This window comes from Francisella sp. LA112445, from assembly GCF_012224145.1.
Classification (GTDB): domain Bacteria; phylum Pseudomonadota; class Gammaproteobacteria; order Francisellales; family Francisellaceae; genus Francisella.
Genome location: NZ_CP041030.1, coordinates 928,446 through 945,093, shown reverse-complemented (window position 1 = coordinate 945,093; position 16,648 = coordinate 928,446). Strand labels below are relative to the sequence as shown.

The window sequence follows — 16,648 nt, the reverse complement described above, 5'->3', positions numbered from 1 at the left end:
TTTAAGTTAATATTTTGTTGATGACTTTTAGAGAAAAATATTCAAAATATATTCCCCTATTTATTTCTATTACCCTTACCTTAAATGGTTTTATTACAATATTAGCAGTTGCTATACCCATTATTAATCGAATTTTTTCTATAAATATAGATACACAAATCCCTTCAGATTTATATGATATTGGTATGAAATACAATACTGGACTAGGGGTTTTTTTACCTCTTCTTCTAGGGTATTTCATGATAATTATTGCTCGAGGTGTTTATCTTAGAAAAAGATCTTTTTGGTTTTTAGCTGTTATATTTATCTGCCTATCTATAGTTGGTGATTATATCCAAGATAGACATATATCCTATAATATTGCATTTTTCACACATATTATTGAGATTATATTACTAATAATCTTTAGAAAAACATTTAATAAAAAGAACTCAAAAAAGCTTACATTCTATCAGTTTGTTTTAGCAATTACCTTTTTTCTAGCTATTGGCTATAGTGTTATCGGCTTATATTATTTAAAGGATCAATTTGATGGTATAAAAACTATATCTGATGCTATTTACTTTACTATAGTTACATTTAGTACTGTTGGATATGGTGACATCCACCCTCTTACAGAAGAGGCAAAACTTTTTACAGTATCTATTATGATTATAGGTATTGGACTATTTGCAACAATTATAACTGTATCAGCTGGCAGCATTATCAGCAAAATTACTGAAAAATTTAAACAAAAAGATGGAGTTCTTTTTATGAAAGATCATATTGTAATTTGTGGTTACACTGAAATTACTAAATGCTTAATAAAAGACTATTTAGAGTCACATATTGATAATCTTGTAGTTATTGAAAAAAACTATCTACAAAAATTTGTAAATATAGATGTTGAAGAAAAAAAACACTTCATAGATGCTGAATCATATGATTATGATGCTCTTAAAAAAGCAAATATTGCTACAGCAAAAAGTGTTTTTATCCTAAATGAGAAAGACTCAGATAATATTCTAACTTTATTAGCTATAAAAGAAGTTTTAAAGGAGCTTCATAAAGACTCTCAACCTAAAATCTCTATCAAACTAGATAAGAATGAGAGTATTAGCATAGCTAGTAACATAGGAGTAGATCAAATAGTTTCACCTACCAAAAAAATTGCTGAAATGCTTATAAAATATAAATAATTTAATCAAAATATACTTAATATAAGATCATACTATGTTATCATTTCTTTTATAAATTCTATATGCAAGATTTGGTGTGGAGTTAAACCATGGAATACAATTACGATATTATTATTATAGGTAGTGGCCCTGGTGGTGAAGGTGCTGCTATGAAAGCAACAAGAAATGGTCAAAAAGTAGCTATCATAGAAGATGATGCTATTGGTGGTGGCTGTAATAACTGGGGTACAATTCCAAGTAAAGCATTAAGGCAACTTTCACGAGAAATTTGGCATGATAATAAACATTATGACTTCCCAGAGATGCTTGATACATCTTTTGAAATTGTTCTAAAACAAAGAGAAATCAAAAAAAATCGCTATGCTGAAAATGAAATTGATGTATTCTATGGTTTTGCAAGTTTTATTGATAAACATAAGATAAAAATTTCTCGTAAAAATGGCTCTACAGAAGTAATTACTGCTAAGAAATTTATATTATCCACAGGATCTCGCCCATATCATCCTAACGATATTGATTTCACACACCCAAGAATTCTAGATAGTGATAAACTGCTAGAATTAAAAGATAAACAAATAAGATCAATTACTATATATGGGGCTGGTGTAATTGGTTGTGAGTATGCTTCTATACTAGGAACTCTTAATATTCAAGTAAACCTTATAAATACTCGTGATAAATTAATGTCTTTCCTAGATAATGAGATTATTGAAACTCTTACAAATCACTTTACAGTAAACCAGAAAATACACTTAATCCATAACGAAACATATAAAAGTATTAAAGCTAAGGGAGATAAGGTAATAACTACTCTTAATTCTGGTAGAATTATAGAATCTGATTACGTTTTATTTGCCCTAGGTAGAGCTGGTAATACTGAAGGATTAAACCTAGATAAGATCGGTGTTGAGTATAACCCTCAAAGAGGACTTGTCCAAGTCAATGATAATTATCAGACAACTCAGGAAAATATCTATGCAGTTGGAGACGTAATTGGCTTCCCATCTTTAGCATCTTCTGCTTTTAACCAAGGTAGATTTGCTGCGACACATATTATAGATGGTTCTTGTAATGATAAATTAGTCGAAGATATCCCAACAGGTATATATACTCGCCCAGAGATTAGTTGTATTGGTAAAACAGAAGAGCAACTAACTAATGAGAATATCCCTTATGAAGTTGGACGTGCATATTTTAAAGATCTAGCTCGTGCTCAAATATCAAATAGCGTAACAGGTATGCTAAAAATACTATTCCATAAGGAAACTTTTGAAATCCTTGGTATTCATACTTTTGGTCATAGAGTATCTGAGATTATCCACATTGGCCAAGCTATCAAATCTATGCCAGGTAAACATAATACTATCAAATACTTTTTAAATACTACTTTTAACTACCCTACTATGGCTGAGGCTTATCGTATTGCTGCTATTGATGGTGTTAATAAGCTAAGACCTAAAAATGGTGTATTGCCTAAGAAAGAAAATAAGTAAAACTTATGCATTACGATATCTACATAATATTTCTTTTTATTTTTCTATTTGGAGCTGCTATAGGTAGTTTTTTAAACGTTGTAATCTATAGAGTACCAAATAAACTTTTTTCTGAAGAGAAAGCTATTGCTCGAGAAATATTAGAGCTCCCAGCAGAACCTTCTAAAAACTTTAGCCTTTTAACTCCATCAAAATGTCCAAAATGTGACAATAAACTAAAATATCGTCACAATATACCTATTTTAGGCTGGCTTATTTTAAGAGGGAAATGCTATTTTTGTCATGAGAAAATATCTTTTGAATATCCTTTAATCGAACTTATTACCGCTCTAGTATTTGTTGGAATATTTTATTACTTTGGATTCACTGTACAAAGTCTAGCCCTTATTGTTTTAAGTGTTTTCTTTATACCTTTATTTTTTATTGATGCAAAACATAAGATATTACCAGATTCTTTTACTTTAACTCTATTATGGATAGGAATTATCCTTAATTATTATGGTGTCTTTACAACACTAGGGCTGTCAGTTTGGGGAGCAATAATAGGATACCTCTCACTATGGGTAGTATTTTGGGTGTATAAAATATTTACAGGTAAAGAAGGCTTTGGCTATGGAGATTTTAAACTTTTAGCTGCTATAGGTGCTTGGTTTGGGTACCCTATGCTTTTATATACGATATTTGCAAGTTGCATATTTGGCATTATTATTGCAATTTTTGTAAATATTATAGGACGCAGAACAAATATAATACCATTTGGACCAGCTATAATTTTAGCTACATTTTTTTATCTGCTAACTAAAGATAATATTTATGTATGGTATAATCACATCATGCTAATTAATATCCAGTAGAACTTCTTACATGCAAAAAAAAGACCTATCTATTCTAGCTTTAGTTGTTATTATTGTTGTGCTCATATTATACATATTTAGTACAACTAGTATTAACAGTTCACTATCAGGAAATAAGCAAGGCTTATATATTGTTGAGCAAGCATTCCCTCAATATAAAGTTATCAAAACTTTTGATACTGGACTTCATCTTGAGGCATATATTCTTGAAGATAAAAAAGACCCTAATAAACGCACAGTTACTTTTACAAGTGAAGATGGTAGTGTAATCGTTAATGGTGAACTTTTAGTTTGGGATAGAGGTGAAAATAAACTAACTAGCCTAAACAAGATTTATGCAAATTACTTCACGTCAAACTCCAAGGCTAATGAACTATATTTAAACATAAAGAAATATGCTTCATATATCCAGCAAGGTAGCAATGATGCTCCTCATAAGTTTTATGCTGTAATAGATCCAAGCTGTAGCTACTGTAATCGCTTATTTGAAGCAACACAGCCTGCGATCAAGTCTGGCCAATTAGCAGTGCGTTGGATTCCTCTTGGCGCACTACATAACAGTCCAGCTATAGTTAAAAGTTTATTTAACTCAAAGGATCCTTTGAAAGCATTGATCAAATATCATGAAACAAAAACTTATGATAAAAATAATACTCAGGCAAACGAAAAGGCTGAAAACAATATGAAGCTTTCTAAATATATAGAAGGATTCCCTACTATATTATATAAAACGCCTCAAGATGCTTTAAAAATATCTGGAGGCAGTAAGTTACCTCTTACAGATGCAAAAATTGCTGAAAAAGATAATGTTAAGAAAATTAATGAATTTTTACTTTTAACATCAAGTCAATTTTAGGTTTATCTGATATGAAAAAAATAATTCTTAGCTTACTACTTCTTTCGATTGTAAATATTACTTTTGCGGTATCTACAGAGGATATTCGTATATCTAATGATATTCATAAAATTGAAAAACACTATGGTGGTAAAGTTGGTGTATATACTATAAACCGTAACAACTGGAATAATTTTACTCATAATGAAACTTTCTACTTTCCAATATGTAGTGTTTATAAATTTCTTGTTGTTGGAGCTATCCTTAAAGAAAGCATGACTGATAAAAACTTATTAAATGAAAAAATAAGAATCTCAAAGAATCAATTAGTTGGATATACTCCTATAACAAAGAAATATGCTGGCAAAGAAATGACCGTTAAAGAACTTTGTAGAGCTTCAATTTTAAGTGATAATACTGCTACAAATCTTTTGATATATAAATTAGGTGGTCTAAAAAAACTAGACTCCTTTATATTATCACTTAATGATCATGCTACAAAAATTACAGAGCTAGAGCCTGATGTTAATAATATTAGTTTAAATAATAATTTAAATAAAACTACTACTAAGATAATCACTAGAGATCTAAATAAGATCGCTTTTAGCAATGATATTCTTGATAAAAAGCACAGAATATTATTTAAAAAATGGCTAAAAGAAAATAATACAGGAAGTAATCGTATAGCAGCAGAACTTCCGAAAGGTTGGGAAATTGGTGATAAAACTGGAACCTGTGATTACGGTTCAACAAATGATGTAGCTATTGTATGGCCTAATAATTCTCGAGCAATAGTAATGTCAATTTTATATACCCAACCTATAAAAAATGCCAAACCTAAAGATAAAGTCATACAAGAAGTAGCTAAACTACTTTTTGATAACTTCAATATTAAAAATAATAGTAAAAAAAATGCCTAAAATAAAAATGATAGTTGGCCTAGGAAATATAGGTAAAGAATATGAAAATACTCGCCATAATGTTGGTGAATGGCTAATTGCAGAGATCGCTAGGGAACAAAGTGAAAGCTTTAGCGCAAACTCAAAACTTAACTCAAATATTGCTAAAGTTAGCTTAGCTTATAATAACGTTATATTAGTATTTCCAACAACATATATGAATAATAGTGGTCTTGCTGTTAGCAAAGTAGCTAATTTTTATAAAATTACACCTGAGGAAATACTTGTTGTTCATGATGAGCTAGATATAGACTGTGGTCAAATTCGTCTTAAAAAAGGTGGTGGTCACGGTGGTCACAATGGTCTTAGAAGTATTCATCAACATTTAGGAACAAATGATTATTTACGTTTAAGGATAGGTATTGGTCACCCTGGTCATAAATCAAAAGTTTCAAACTATGTTCTATCAAATCCATCTATCCAACAGAAAAGCCAAATAGATGAAGCTATTAATAATGCTATATGTGTTTTAGATGATATAATAAACTACAAACTTGAGCCTGCTATGCAAAGGCTTCATACTAAATAAATATTACTTCTTTAAAGTATAGAAATATAAGGAATAAAATATGGGATTTAAATGTGGTATTGTAGGTTTACCAAATGTTGGTAAATCAACTCTTTTTAATGCTTTGACAGAAGCAGGTATTGACGCTGAGAACTACCCTTTTTGTACAATTGATCCAAATGTTGGTATCGTTTCTGTACCAGACCAAAGGCTCAATGAATTAGCTAAAATTGTTAATCCTGAAAAAATACTACCAACTACGATGGAGTTTGTTGATATTGCTGGGCTTGTTGCTGGAGCTAGTAAAGGCGAAGGTCTAGGTAATAAATTCTTAGCTAACATTCGTGAAACTGATGCTATCGCTCACGTAGTTAGATGTTTTGAAGACGATAATATTATTCATGTAAGTGGTCAAGTTGACCCTATCGATGATATTAATACTATTAATATGGAATTGATATTAGCAGATATTGAATCTTGTGATAAAGCTATCCAAAGATTTGCAAAAATGAAAAAATCTGGAGATAAAGAAGCTCTTGCTAAAGCTGAATTCTACACAAAATTAAAAGAACATCTAGAATCAGAAAAACCAGCTAGAACTTTTGAAATGAATGAAGATGAAACTAAGTGGTTAAAGCAAACTCCTCTACTAACAAGTAAACCAGTATTATATATTGCTAATGTTAATGATGATGGATTTGAAAATAACCCTCTTCTTGATAAAGTAGTAGAATATGCCAAAGCTGAAAACTCAAATGTTGTACCTGTTTGTGCAGCAATGGAACAAGAAATCTCTCAGTTAGAGCCTGAAGAAAAGCTTGAGTTCTTAGCAGATATGGGACTTACTGAAACTGGTCTTGATAGAGTTATCAAAGCTGGCTATGCTCTTTTAAATCTGCATACTTATCTAACCGCTGGTGTTAAAGAAGTTAGAGCCTGGACTATACCTGTTGGCGCTACAGCTCCACAGGCAGCGGGCGTTATCCATACAGATTTTGAAAGAGGCTTTATCCGTGCTGAAGTAATCTCATATGATGATTATATCCAGTACAAAGGTGAAAAAGGTGCTAAAGAAGCAGGAAAAGCTCGCCTTGAAGGTAAAGAGTACATAATGAAAGATGGTGATGTTGTAAACTTTAGATTTAATGTATAATAACTCACAACAAATATAGCCTATCTATATGATAAAAAAAATAGTAAATTTTTACACTATTGTTATTTGTCTATCAATTATAGTCATTGGTTGTAATGCAACTTTTACTCTTCCAAACTATCAGTTAACTGGTACATACTACAACCCTGATTACTCTGACTATAGTAAAGATGATTTGATTAATCGTTACTTTCACGAAAATGTTGAGCAAATGGAAACTAGTCCTTATACATACCAAGGACAATACTATGAAGAAACAGGATATACTCAACCAAGTCCCTTTATGCAGAATATTAACTTTAATAATATGTATGAATAATAATACTTAAATCAACCATATTACTGATTTAATTCATTATTAAAAATATAACTAAGTTTTATAGAAACTATCTTGTTATCAACAATACTCGTTATTTCAAGAAGAGTATTTCCATACTTAATGCAACAAGGCCCAGATGGTAAATTTTCAATTTCTTCTATAATAAGACCTGATAAAGTTTTAGCATCCTCACTTTCAAACTCTATACCTATATGACGATTTATTTCTCTAAGAGTTGCACTACCACCTATCAGATAACTGTTTTCATCAATTTTGCGGATATTATTATTTACATCAAATCTATCAGAAAATTCTCCAACTATCTCTTCCATAATATCTTCGATAGTTACCACTCCTGTAACATCTCCATACTCATCAACAACTACAGCGAAACGTTTACTCTTTTTCTGGAAATTTATTAGCTGAGTTTGCAAAGAAACAGTTTCTGGAATAAAATAAGGCTGTTCAGCAATTTTACGTAAATTTGCTTTAGTAATATTTGATCTTTTAGATGCTATCAATAGATTCGTGATATCCTTAAGCTTAACAACTCCAATTATATTATTTACATTATTCTCACAAAGAATTATGCTCAATGACTTAGCTTTTGATAACCTTGCTAAAATCTTCTCTATAGAGTTGTTTAGATCAATATACTCAATTTTATTATAATGAGTCATTACCTCCTGAACTAAGATCTTATCTAACTCTAAGACACCTAGAAGCATATTTTTGTTTTTAGCACCTAACTTTGCATTTGATTCATGTACAACAGTATGAATTTCTTCTTTATCTAATGATTCATTATTTACCGGCTCAATTTTAACCCCAAAAATTTTTAGAGTTAATTTTGAAATTGTACTTAAAAAAATAACTACAGGATATAAAGCCAGCATTATTACTTTAAGAGGCAATGAAAAAGGAAATGCTAATCTTTGTGGATATACCGCAGCAAAGGATTTAGGGATTATTTCACCAAATACAAGAACTAATATTGTTACAACAATAGTTGATATTAGTAAACCAAGGTCGCCAAAATGATCTTCAGAATATGATGATATTACAGTTCCTGCAAAAATATTAGCAAAAGTATTACCAATAAGGATAGCGACTAAAAGCTTTTCAGGATTACGGACTAAAGATAAACTTCTTTTTGCTGAGCGATGATTTTTTTTCGCCAAGTGCTTTAATTTATATTTGTTCAAAGCCATCATCGCAGTTTCAGAACTTGAAAAGAAAGCTGATGTACAAATAAGAATAAATAAGATAATAACTACAGAATAAGTACTCATATTTTTAATTATAAACTAATAAGTAAAACTTATTCTAACACAAGATTTTTATCAAAAAAGAATATATAGAAGATAAATAGATAAAATTTATACTCTCATGAAGTCAGCGTGAACTAGCTTAACTTTATATGGATGTCTTTGTAAAGCTTTGATTATAACTTTTTCTTCTTTACCATCAATCTCTAAAGTGATTTCACTTGAGAAGAATGCCTTATCTTCTGTAGAGTGTAATACTTTATCATGATCCATAACTACAGATACAGCTTCTTTGTCACCACCATATACAACAGCTGGGATTTTACCAGCTCTTCTTAGACGGCGGCTCGCACCAGTACCTAAGTCATCTCTTTTTTCTGCTTTTAAAACGAAATTTGCCATTGTTAGATTCCTTTTATGTATTATTATTTATTTAGTAAATAAGCTTGATAATCTATGCGACCCTAGATTAACTGTGCTATTGTATTAGATTACGATTACTAATTCAAGTAATTAATCAACTAGACCATCAGTTCTAAATATATCACTTACAGATTCTTCGCCATTTGTTTTCTCAACAATCTGAGCTAACAGAGGCGCTAGAGATATAACTTTAATTTTTTTACAAGCTTCTGCATGAGATTTAAGAGGAATAGAATCAGTAACAATAAGCTCTTCGATTGATGAATTTTCTATATTGCTAATAGCATCTCCTGAAAGTAAAGGATGAACACAGAATGCTGAAACTTTTGCAGCGCCACCCTTCTCAACTAAAGCTTTAGCAGCCTGGCACATAGTTCCACCAGTATCCATAATATCATCAACAAGGATACAGTGCTTACCTTCAACTTCACCGATAATATTCATAACTTCCGCAACATTTGGCTTTGGTCTTCTTTTATCTACAACAGCGATCTCAACACCTAGGTTTTTAGCAACGGATCTAGCTCTAACAACACCACCCATATCAGGAGATACTATTTTAATATTTTCATACTTCTTAGGATTATTACGTACGTACTCTAAAAATATCTTTGTTGCGAAAGCGTTATCAAAAGGAATATCAAAAAAGCCTTGTATTTGTTCTGCATGAATATCTACAGATAATATTCTATCTAAGCCTACAGCTTGAAGTAAATTTGCAACAACTTTAGCAGATATAGGAACCCTAGCTGACTTTGATCTTCTATCTTGTCGTGCATATCCAAAATATGGTAATACCGCGGTTACTCTCTCAGCAGATGATCTTTTAAGTGCATCAATTAGAAGTACTAACTCCATTAAGTTGTCAGATGGCGGACAAGTTGATTGAATAACAAAAACATCCTTACCACGAACATTCTCATTTAATACAACTTGTATTTCACCATCTTTAAATCTATCAACAGTAGCATTACCTAACGTTGCACCAAGCTCTTTAGCTACTTCACAAGCAAGCTTTTTAGAAGCATTACCACTAAAAATCATCAAATCTTCAGACATTTTACCCAAACCTTCAAATTACACACATAGACACCCCCTAATTTTAATGTTTTTTTTTAATATTAGAAAGATACAATTGTTAATTTTCAAAAATATTTACTTACAATCGATTTAAATAAAAAATAATAAGTTTATGTTAATAGAAGCTATTTTGAATTAAAAAAGATACTTTGCTATACTACAAACCTATCTAAAATAAACTTTAAGTCCTAAAGTATTTATATAACTTATGAAATTTAAAATCTTTGATAAAGTTTTTCAACCTGGTGAAATGGCTACATTAGCTATGCCATTACCTAGCCAATACTCTTGTGCTCCGATGTACCTTCCAATAAAAATCCTAAATGGTGTAAAAGAAGGCCCTTGTATCTTAGTCTTTGGAATGGTTAATGGTGATGAGTTTAATAGTATAGAAATTATTAACTCATTATTAGAAGAAACTAACCCTAAAAAACTTCATGGAACTATTGTTGCTATCCCTGTACTTAATATTTTTGGGCTAGTACACTCGGTTAAGCACTCTACCCTCTTAGAACAAGCATTTCCTGGTGATGAGTATGGATCTTATATGCACCGTTATGCTTATAGAGTTACTCAAGAGATCATTAAAAAAGTAAACTATTCTATTCAAATTAAAACTGGTGGATTAAATAATGAAATATTGCCTCAAGTTTACTTTAATGCTGATGATGAAGAGTCAATAACTATGGCTAGAGCATTCCAAGCTCCAGTGATTACAGCTGTAAATATGAATAAATCAAGTGTGAGAAAAATTCATCAAGACTTACATATTCCTTTTATTTGCTATGAAGCTGGAGAAGCAAATAAGTTTAATGAAGAAGATATTCATGTAGGTATTGTCGGAATTCAAAATGTCATGCGTAAACTTGAAATTCTAAGAGATGCAGAGTTTGTTCAACAGGTTAAGCCTGTTGTTTCTGAAGATACTGAATGGACAGTATCTGATAAGCCAGGTATTTTACGAACAGAAATAGAACTAGGTACAAGAGTTAAAGAAGGTGAGAAAATAGGTAAACTGATTGATCCTTTTGGTAATGATGATAGCATCCATCTGAAATCACCAATTGACGGTATAGTTTTAGGTATCAACAACTATCCTATGATTAAAGAAGGTGATCAAGTTTTTAAAGTTTCATCGTTCCAAGATGATGAAAAAGCAGAAGCTAAAATAGAAGATTGGGAAGAAATAGCAAAAGAAAATTTTAGTGATGAATAATAGATTATCTTTTTTGGCATTAGTAATATGGCTTACTTGTGCTGTATTTTTTATGTATGAGTTCTTACTTAGAACTATCTTAGGAACTTTCGAGCATCAAATTATATCTGATCTTGATCTTAGTATACTTACTTTTAGTATTCTAAGCTCAACAGCATATCAACTTACATACGGTATAATGCAAATACCAGTAGGAATAATAACTGATAAGCTTGGACTTAAGAAAGCTCTTACTTTAGCCATATTAGTGTGTGCGTTAGGTGTTGGCTTATTTGGTCTATGTAATAGCTTTGCAGCAGCGCTTATATATAGAGTTATGATAGGTTTTGGTGCTTCATTTGGTTTTTTATGTTTACTTATAGCTGTTTATGACTGGCTACCACATAAACATATCGGATTATTTATAGGCCTTTCTCAGTTTATTGGTGTTATGGGTCCAATGCTAGCTGCTGGACCGTTAAACTCTCTATCTCAAGCAGGAGGTATAAACTGGCGCTATGTATTTATTATACTAGCATTTATAGGTGTTGCTTTAGCATTACTAACCGTGTTTATAGTTAAAAATAATGATCAGTCATCAACAAGTTCTGGCAATCATAGATTTATTCTTTTAGAAAGTCCTAAGTCTATGATCACAGAGATAAAAAGTATTTTCTCTAATAAACAGGTTTGGTTAATTGCAGTATTTTCTGCTACTACTTACTTAGCTATAGAATACTTATCTGAAAATGCCACTACAAGTTTTCTAAAACTTAATGGTTTTGACACTAAATTTGCATCTTACCTAATTACCCTAGCATGGCTTGGTTATGGTATTGGCTGTCCTGGTTTAGGAGCTGTTTCAGATAAGATTAGAAGAAGAAAGCCTATAATGATTTTTGCTGTTTGCTTAGCTTTTATCTCACTTGTGACAATAATATTCTTCCCAGTTAATAAAGCCATTTTATATCTAGCATTTATCTGTTTAGGTATAGGTGCTAGTGGGCAAAGTATTGGTTTTGCAATAATAGCTGAGCAATCAAGCTCTAACTGCAGAGCCGCAGCACTTGGTGTAAATAACTTTTTAATCATGTTTTCTGTTGGAATTGGCTCACCAATTATTAGTGAGATATTTGACCTATTTTCTAACCAAGGTAAAAATCCAACTATTCATAGTTACCATTCAAGCTTAAGTTTACTACTAATTATTACAGCTATGGGAATATTAATTAGTACATTTTTCATTAAAGAAACATTCTGTCGATCTACTAAAGAAGTTATTTTCTTAGAAAAATGATTTTTGAAATTCTTAATCAAACTTATCTAGACTAATTGTTCTTGCTCTAAATTTATCTAGAACTAATATGAAAATTATAATGGTACTAAATAATAAAGGTACTATTAAGTAAACAAATGCTTTATCAAAAACTTTTATATCTATATTAGCATGTAATGGACCTCCATTTAAATACACACTAATATAGCTAATCAGATACTGGAATATAGCTCCACATAATCCTATAACCATATTAACTATAGCTAAAGCTGTTGCCTTGATCTGTACAGGGAAAATCTCTTCAACAACTGAAAATGCCAGTAGCATACTAGATACACAAAAACCTATTACAAAAAACATTATATAGAGAAAATCTGTTGATATAAGTCTTGGAAAAATTATTATTGAAGAAAAAGCTAATATCGTAATTATATTACAAATAAACATCCAAATTCGTTTCTCTCCAAAGAAGCTAGCTATAAATCCATGAGATGGTCCACCTACAGCTATACCTATAAATAGCATTACACTGATATTAGCAGCTATATGATCTGATAAATGATACGCCTCTTGTAAAAACAAAACATCATATAGTTCTGAAAATGAATTAACTACTATACCAACCATCAAGCCAGCATATATTGCTAACAGCCAAAGCTTCTTATTTAATAAAAGCTTCAAACTTTCTGAAAAGCTTAGGTATTTAAATTTGTTATTTGTTGGTTGGTCAAAATTTTCTGAATATTTTAGGAAAAGTATAATAATAACACTCCAAACTATTCCAAAATACCCTATTGCTGCTAAAGCTAATTGCCATTTATATAACTCAACCAAATGTACTAGCAAGACTTGTCCAAATATACCTCCAAGAACACCTATTGTATTTGTAAGCCCTACAGCTATTGGAAAATATCTTTCTGGTAGCACGTCTGCCGCCACTTTTAATGTGCCTATAAAAGCTACTGCTGAGCCTATTGCTATGAGAACTCTACCAACAAACATAGTATATAAGCTAGGATTATATACAAATAAAAGTATTCCTAAGCTCATTATTAGACAAGATATTGTCAGCATCAGTCTTGGACCGAATTTATCAAGTAAGATTCCAGCAGGAACTTGAGATATAGCATAGATCGGAAAATATATACTCATTATATAAGCTATATCTTCAATACCAACTCCCATATCACTTGCTATTGGTTTTATCAAAACACTTGGAGCTGTATGTTGGAAATAATCTAACCCATAAAATATTGCAGCAATTGACCAGATACTCCATCCTACTGCTAAACTAAACTTTGAAACTTTCATTTATTTTCTTACATATTCTATTAATCTACCTATATAGAGCATATAAGAAATTGACTTTATTTTATAGTTATAAACCTAAAAGATTAACTCCCATGGCTTTTAAATTATTAAAAAGTTGCTGTTTAAGGTCATTATTTGTTAATTTATCATCTTTAAAATTATCATAAAAACTAGGAATAGACATCGAAAAACATAGCTCACCATTAAATATTGGTGCCGATTTTTTAGCTATTTCTAGAACATTTTTGCCCCCCATTTCTCCTGGGGATGTCGCTAATAGCACAAGTTTTTTACCTTGAAATATATTTGTTGATACACGTGAACACCAATCAAGTAAGTTCTTATAAAATACATTATAGTTTCCATTATGCTCAGCATGAGAAATTACTATCAAGTCAAACTCTGCTATCTTATCAAGAAATTTCTGAGCTTGGGCTGGAATACCAACCTCTGTTTCATAATCTATCGAATAAATAGGCATCTCATAGTCTGTAATATTTATTAATTCAGCTTCATCACTAATATTAGATAAAACAAATTTCACTAATTTATTATTTATTGAGTTTTTACTATTAGATGCAGCAAAACCAAGAATTTTCATTCTTATCTCCATGATTAATTTAAAAATTATCTTTATGAAGTATACTAAACTAGAAAAATTATTAAATCTAATTTATTCAGTTATAAATATATTAAAATCAAATATAGCTTATTTTAGGCTATAATATTTTTTATAAAAGTTACCTATAGTTTTATAGTATGGTTTTATATACTGAAATACTTGTTAACATAGTTACAACGATAACTAATATTATAGTAATAACTATAATAGCTAGTCTTAGTTTTTATCTACTCAAAAGACGGGCTAAATCAAATAGACAAATAAAAAAACTTAAATCAAGAACTATATATATTAGTCTAATAATATTCTTTTTAGCCCTCATAAAAATTTGGGTTGGAGGAATTGGGCATTTACTAACAATGCTAAGCTTAGTTGCAGCTGGTTTAGTAATAGTTAATAAAGAAACCGTTATGAACTTTGTTGGTTGGATTATTATTAACTGGCGTAGCCTATTCTCTGAAGGCGACTATATACAAATTCAAAACTATCATGGTTATATTACTGAGATTAAACTTTTTTACTTTAGAATGTATGAAACTGTTGATCATGGAGATAAAAAAACTACAGGAAAGCTACTCAAACTTCCTAATGCTCTTGTGATAACAAGTCCGATATCCACTTTTACTAGCGATGATAGTGTTATTCTGCATAAGATACCTTTTTTAGTTAATACTGAAAAAGATGTGCTAGAAATAGCTGAAAAAGCAAACTCTATAATTAAGGGTATTATTATTGAAAAATATCATTTTAATAAGGATTTCTCTAAAAGCACTGTCATTAACAAAAGTAAATTAAAACATTGTGAAATTCATGATTTTAGACCTGATATTGAAATAAAGACTCTCATTGACAAAGAAAACACTATAAATATTCAAGCTAACTTCTACTGTTATATTAATGATAAGAAAGATATAGAACAGTTATATATCAAAGAGCTCTTAAAGGAAATAAGACCTAACCTCTCTTCCTCTTTATAAAATTTCTTGTATAGAAATTAATACTACTAATCCATAATGGACTAAACAATAATGATAGAGATATTAAAGTAATACTATACTGATATATACTAATATCTAATATACCTGAGACATACCCCATAGATATTAACACAAAACTAAACTCACCTATTTGTGATAGCATAGCACCACCTATCAAAGCCTCATCTAATCTTTGCCTTAAAGCCTTAAAAATTAGGGTGTTTATTATTGTATTAAGTATAAAAATCAATAATAAAAATAAGACAAACATTAATATATGATCCCAAAATAACTTAAGATCTATCAACATCCCAATAGAAATAAAAAATAAAGCCATAAAGATCGTTTTAACTGTTGATAGACTATGCCCAACCCACTCTGTTTCTTCTACAGTTGCAACTATCATCCCACCGACAAATGCTCCTAGAGCAGAAGATAATTCAAGTGATTCTGTTAGAGCAGCCATACCAAAGCAGATAACTAATGCTGCAAAAACTCTCATCTCCTCATCTCTTCCTAAAACAGAAATAAAAGGAATCTTAATATTCTTTTTTACAGCCATAACAGCAGCAATAGCTATTACAAAAATACCTCCTAAAATCTGAATTATTATTTGCGTTAGATCTGGCGACTCACCACCTATTATTCTGATAATAATCAGCATAGGGACTACAGCAAGGTCTTGTATCAATAAAACCCCTAGTACATTCTGGCCTAAGCGGGTTTTCATACTACCATTATCATGCAGAAGCTTAAGAACAACCGCTGTACTACTTAAACTTACAACTGCCCCAAAAAGCAGTATCTTTGCAATACTCCAGTTTAATGTTATACCAACAATTGAAACTACCAAGCTAGTCACGAGCATCTGCAATATAGTTCCAACTGTAGGAACTTTCCAATTCTCTGCAAATTTGCGTGGTGAAACTTCCATACCAGCAAAAAATAGTAGAAGAATAACACCTATCTCACCTAATCGAGATAGACTTTCTTGATCTTGAATAAGCTTTAGTCCATATGGCCCTAATAATATACCAGTTAAAAGATAAGCCACAACATATGGTTGCTTAAACTTTTTAATAACGATAGTAACAACTAGAATACCTAACATTACAAATACAAATATTGGTATTAAAGGCTCATTATGCATTTTTATTTTTTATAACAAATTACTTATAATAAATAATACGTTATATG

17 protein-coding genes are annotated in these 16,648 nt (G+C 30.6%); 11 read left to right on the top strand and 6 right to left on the bottom strand.

Annotated elements, in window-relative coordinates; genetic code table 11:
- The first annotated feature begins 20 nt into the window (after positions 1-20).
- The 8 genes from FIP56_RS04635 to FIP56_RS04600 all read left to right on the top strand — a co-directional run bounded on the left by FIP56_RS04635 (position 21) and on the right by FIP56_RS04600 (position 7,299).
- On the top strand, positions 21-1,178 hold the full coding sequence (locus FIP56_RS04635) for an ion channel (RefSeq protein WP_192577787.1): 1,158 nt from the start codon (positions 21-23) through the stop codon (positions 1,176-1,178).
- A gap of 89 nt (positions 1,179-1,267) precedes the next feature.
- The gene (sthA, locus tag FIP56_RS04630; protein ID WP_192577786.1) at positions 1,268-2,671 is read left to right on the top strand and encodes a Si-specific NAD(P)(+) transhydrogenase; all 1,404 of its coding nucleotides are present in this window, start codon (positions 1,268-1,270) and stop codon (positions 2,669-2,671) included.
- 5 nt (positions 2,672-2,676) lie between these two features.
- A complete protein-coding gene (locus tag FIP56_RS04625; protein WP_192577785.1) occupies positions 2,677-3,525 on the top strand; it encodes an A24 family peptidase in 849 nt (282 codons plus the stop codon).
- A gap of 10 nt (positions 3,526-3,535) precedes the next feature.
- Positions 3,536-4,381, top strand: coding sequence for a DsbC family protein (locus FIP56_RS04620; RefSeq protein ID WP_192577784.1), 846 nt, complete (start codon positions 3,536-3,538; stop codon positions 4,379-4,381).
- Positions 4,382-4,392: 11 nt separating this feature from the next.
- Positions 4,393-5,280: a class A beta-lactamase gene (gene bla, locus FIP56_RS04615; RefSeq protein ID WP_192577783.1), complete on the top strand. Its 888-nt coding sequence runs from the start codon at positions 4,393-4,395 to the stop codon at positions 5,278-5,280.
- Positions 5,273-5,848 carry an aminoacyl-tRNA hydrolase gene (pth, locus tag FIP56_RS04610; protein WP_192577782.1) on the top strand — a complete coding sequence of 192 codons (576 nt, stop codon included), beginning with the start codon at positions 5,273-5,275 and terminating at the stop codon, positions 5,846-5,848. Before bla ends, pth begins: the two co-directional genes overlap by 8 nt.
- 40 nt (positions 5,849-5,888) lie before the next feature.
- Positions 5,889-6,980, top strand: coding sequence for a redox-regulated ATPase YchF (gene ychF / locus FIP56_RS04605; RefSeq protein WP_192577781.1), 1,092 nt, complete (start codon positions 5,889-5,891; stop codon positions 6,978-6,980).
- Positions 6,981-7,008: 28 nt separating this feature from the next.
- Complete coding sequence (locus tag FIP56_RS04600; protein WP_192577780.1) at positions 7,009-7,299, top strand: hypothetical protein; 291 nt, start codon at positions 7,009-7,011, stop codon at positions 7,297-7,299.
- A 20-nt stretch (positions 7,300-7,319) separates the two neighbouring features.
- Here the strand turns inward: FIP56_RS04600 and FIP56_RS04595 are convergent, their stop codons facing one another.
- From FIP56_RS04595 to FIP56_RS04585, 3 genes are all read right to left on the bottom strand, one after another.
- A complete protein-coding gene (locus FIP56_RS04595; RefSeq protein ID WP_192577779.1) occupies positions 7,320-8,591 on the bottom strand; it encodes a CNNM domain-containing protein in 1,272 nt (423 codons plus the stop codon).
- Positions 8,592-8,678: 87 nt separating this feature from the next.
- The gene (gene rplY, locus FIP56_RS04590; RefSeq protein WP_150466246.1) at positions 8,679-8,969 is read right to left on the bottom strand and encodes a 50S ribosomal protein L25; all 291 of its coding nucleotides are present in this window, start codon (positions 8,967-8,969) and stop codon (positions 8,679-8,681) included.
- 111 nt (positions 8,970-9,080) lie between these two features.
- A complete protein-coding gene (locus tag FIP56_RS04585) occupies positions 9,081-10,049 on the bottom strand; it encodes a ribose-phosphate pyrophosphokinase (RefSeq protein ID WP_192577778.1) in 969 nt (322 codons plus the stop codon).
- Positions 10,050-10,278: 229 nt separating this feature from the next.
- Here FIP56_RS04585 and FIP56_RS04580 point away from each other — a divergent pair, with 229 nt between their 5' ends.
- Together FIP56_RS04580 and FIP56_RS04575 are read left to right on the top strand one after the other, a co-directional pair.
- A complete protein-coding gene (locus FIP56_RS04580; RefSeq protein ID WP_192577777.1) occupies positions 10,279-11,286 on the top strand; it encodes a succinylglutamate desuccinylase/aspartoacylase family protein in 1,008 nt (335 codons plus the stop codon).
- The gene (locus FIP56_RS04575; protein WP_192577776.1) at positions 11,279-12,562 is read left to right on the top strand and encodes an MFS transporter; all 1,284 of its coding nucleotides are present in this window, start codon (positions 11,279-11,281) and stop codon (positions 12,560-12,562) included. Before FIP56_RS04580 ends, FIP56_RS04575 begins: the two co-directional genes overlap by 8 nt.
- A 12-nt stretch (positions 12,563-12,574) precedes the next feature.
- Here the strand turns inward: FIP56_RS04575 and FIP56_RS04570 are convergent, their stop codons facing one another.
- Together FIP56_RS04570 and FIP56_RS04565 are read right to left on the bottom strand one after the other, a co-directional pair.
- Complete coding sequence (locus tag FIP56_RS04570) at positions 12,575-13,852, bottom strand: MFS transporter (RefSeq protein WP_192577775.1); 1,278 nt, start codon at positions 13,850-13,852, stop codon at positions 12,575-12,577.
- Positions 13,853-13,919: 67 nt separating this feature from the next.
- A complete protein-coding gene (locus tag FIP56_RS04565) occupies positions 13,920-14,453 on the bottom strand; it encodes an NAD(P)H-dependent oxidoreductase (RefSeq protein ID WP_192577774.1) in 534 nt (177 codons plus the stop codon).
- A gap of 158 nt (positions 14,454-14,611) precedes the next feature.
- Here FIP56_RS04565 and FIP56_RS04560 point away from each other — a divergent pair, with 158 nt between their 5' ends.
- On the top strand, positions 14,612-15,451 hold the full coding sequence (locus FIP56_RS04560) for a mechanosensitive ion channel domain-containing protein (protein WP_192577773.1): 840 nt from the start codon (positions 14,612-14,614) through the stop codon (positions 15,449-15,451).
- Here the strand turns inward: FIP56_RS04560 and FIP56_RS04555 are convergent.
- Entirely contained in the window at positions 15,429-16,601 is a 1,173-nt protein-coding gene (locus FIP56_RS04555) for a cation:proton antiporter (RefSeq protein ID WP_192577772.1), read from the bottom strand. The genes FIP56_RS04560 and FIP56_RS04555 overlap by 23 nt on opposite strands.
- Positions 16,602-16,648 lie beyond the last annotated feature (47 nt).